Source organism: Pseudomonas sp. FFUP_PS_473 (assembly GCF_002858665.1).
Lineage (GTDB): Bacteria > Pseudomonadota > Gammaproteobacteria > Pseudomonadales > Pseudomonadaceae > Aquipseudomonas > Aquipseudomonas defluvii.
On the sequence record NZ_PJQQ01000077.1, the window covers coordinates 1 to 2,641 of the forward strand.

The 2,641-nt window shown below is 60.6% G+C and carries 2 protein-coding genes; one reads left to right on the top strand and one right to left on the bottom strand.

Annotated elements, in window-relative coordinates:
• Positions 1-204 precede the first annotated feature (204 nt).
• Complete coding sequence (locus tag CYD26_RS24605) at positions 205-1,104, bottom strand: LysR family transcriptional regulator (RefSeq protein WP_065758863.1); 900 nt, start codon at positions 1,102-1,104, stop codon at positions 205-207.
• Between the two features lie 152 nt (positions 1,105-1,256).
• Between CYD26_RS24605 and CYD26_RS24610 the strand changes: the two genes are divergently transcribed.
• Positions 1,257-2,453 (top strand): MFS transporter, encoded by a 1,197-nt coding sequence (locus CYD26_RS24610; RefSeq protein ID WP_065758862.1) that lies wholly within the window; start codon positions 1,257-1,259, stop codon positions 2,451-2,453.
• Positions 2,454-2,641 lie beyond the last annotated feature (188 nt).

Genomic DNA, 2,641 nt, shown 5'->3' on the forward strand with positions numbered 1-2,641 from the left:
CAGGCCGACCTGGTAAAAGCCTGGCCTGCCTGGCGGCAGGCCGTTATCGGCCCGCACACAAAAAAACTGACACTCTCGCGTGGCGGACTGCTTTCGGCCATAAGCTGCCCGTCGAAATCCATGAAACGGGGTAGGCCAGCGAACACTTGGGAACGACGCAAGCTCGCTTTGGCGAGCAGCTGCTAGTCAGCCCCATGCGTTTTTCTACGCCACGGCCCTTTGTGCAAAAAGCGTTTCGACCATAAAGTCGATGAACACGCGAAGCTTCGGAGCAAGATGCTTGCTCGACGGCCACAGTAGACGGAACGTGCCTTGGTGTTCGACATGCGCGTCCAGCACCGAAACCAGCTCGCCCCGTTCGATGGCCTGTCGCACCATAAAGTCCGGTAGGCACGCGATGCCCAAGCCCGCGATGGCCACGTCCATCAACGCCCCAGTGGTGTTGCACACCATTGAGGCCGGCAGCGTCCATTCCGGCGCGTCTTCGCCGCGCGCCAACGGCCAAGCCTCGAACTTTCCCGTGGAGGGAAACTTGTGCTGTAAGCAGACATGGTGCCCCAAGTCAGCGGGAACCTCGGGCGATCCTTGGCTCGCCAGGTAGCTGGGCGATGCGACTAATTGCAGGCGGTAGCTTCCGAGCGGCCGCGACATGAGGCGCGAATCGGTCGGTTCGCCGGTACGCATCACCACGTCGAAGCCTTCATCAATCACGTCCACCAGCCGATCTGAGAAATCCACGTCCAGCTCAATAGCTGGATAGCGATGCATGAAGGCCGTCAGCGCGGGCATGACCAGCATTCCGACCAAGGGCAGGCTGATGCGCAGCCGACCCTTGGGCGCTTGCTGGGTTTGGGACAGCTCAAGCTCGGCCGCCTCGGCTTCACAGAGAATGCGCCGGCAGCGTTCCACGAACAGGCCACCTTCGGCGGTCAGCGTGATGCTGCGCGTACTTCGGTGGAACAGGCGCACGCCCAGCCGTTCCTCCAGCCGGGACACGCTTTTTCCCACGGCTGACGATGATATCCCTATGTTGCGCCCAGCCTCGGAGAAACTGCGGGTATCCGCTGCCTGCATGAAAATCGCGATGCCGCTCAGCCACTCCATCGTCGCGCCTATCTAGGAAAATTAGTCCGATATGTTCTGAATATAAGCATTATGGTTTTATAACGGAAATAACAACAAGATGACTGCCCACATTCACTTCGTGCCGGTTCCGTGCCATTGAGTCCGCAATCGACACCCGAAAAGGCAGTCCTATGGTTCGTTCAACAACAACTCTTGGCTGTGGCGCGCCAAGCGCACACCTTCCCGTCACATCACTGCTGGCCCTAGCGCTGGCCGGCTTCGTCACGATCCTAACGGAAGCCTTGCCGGCGGGTTTATTACCTCAGATCAGCGCCGGCTTGGGAGTCTCCGAGGCACTAGCCGGGCAGCTCGTAACCATCTATGCCATCGGTTCGCTGTTAGCGGCGATTCCTTTGACCGCCGTCACGCAGGGCGTGCGCCGCCGCCCGCTGCTGCTGGCGGCAGTCGCGGGCTTCGTGGTCGCTAATACCGTGACCACGTTTTCCGACAGTTATGTGCTGACGATAGTTGCACGCTTCCTGGCGGGTGTATCGGCCGGACTGCTTTGGGCGCTGCTGGCCGGCTATGCGGCGCGCATGGTGCCCGAACATCAAAAAGGCAGAGCCATCGCCATTGCGATGGTTGGCACGCCATTGGCACTGTCGCTTGGCGTGCCGGCTGGAACCTTCCTTGGGAATTTGGTGGGCTGGCGGACTTGCTTTGGCATCATGAGCGGGCTGGCACTGGTGCTCATGGTATGGGTGCGCGTCAAGGTGCCGGACTTCGCCGGGCAGGCAGCGGGCAAGCGGTTGTCGCTGGGTCATGTGTTTACTGTGGCTGGTGTGCTTCCGGTGCTTTTCGTGGTGTTGGCCTTTGTGCTGGCGCACAACATCCTCTACACCTACATCGCGCCGTTCCTGACGGCAGCGGGTATGGCCGAACGGACGGACTTGGCGCTGCTGGTGTTCGGCGTCGCCTCCCTGCTGGGAATCTGGATCGTCGGCGTGCTGATAGACTGCCATCTGCGTACGTTGACACTCACCAGTACGGCCTTGTTCGGCCTGGCGGCGATGGCACTCGGCGTAGCTGCTGATGCACCGACAGTGATTTATGTTGCGGTGGCCACCTGGGGCCTGGCCTTTGGCGGCGCGGCAACTCTGTTCCAGACTGCCATTGCTAAGACTGCTGGCGACGCGGCCGACGTTGCGCAGTCAATGCTGGTCACTGTCTGGAACATGGCAATCGCGGGCGGCGGCATAATCGGTGGCGTCCTGCTGGATCGCCTTGGCGTGGCCGCATTCGCGCCTGCGCTGCTGGTGCTGCTGGCGGCCACACTGGTTGTTGTATGGGCAGCAAAAGATCATGGTTTTCCTGCGTCTCCGAGATAAGCTGCGACCTACGATCCAGCAGAAAAGACGGAGCGCTTGTTGGCCTGTTCTGTCCGGCATCACCGGCAGCTCTTGGCCGATTGCTTCCCTTCACGAGAGACCGCTTTGGGTCGATTCTGTTGAAAAAGTAGCTTCAGCGGCAGCCTGCCGATCAGGTGTGCCTGCTGTCGAAGTGGCTGCAAGCCACT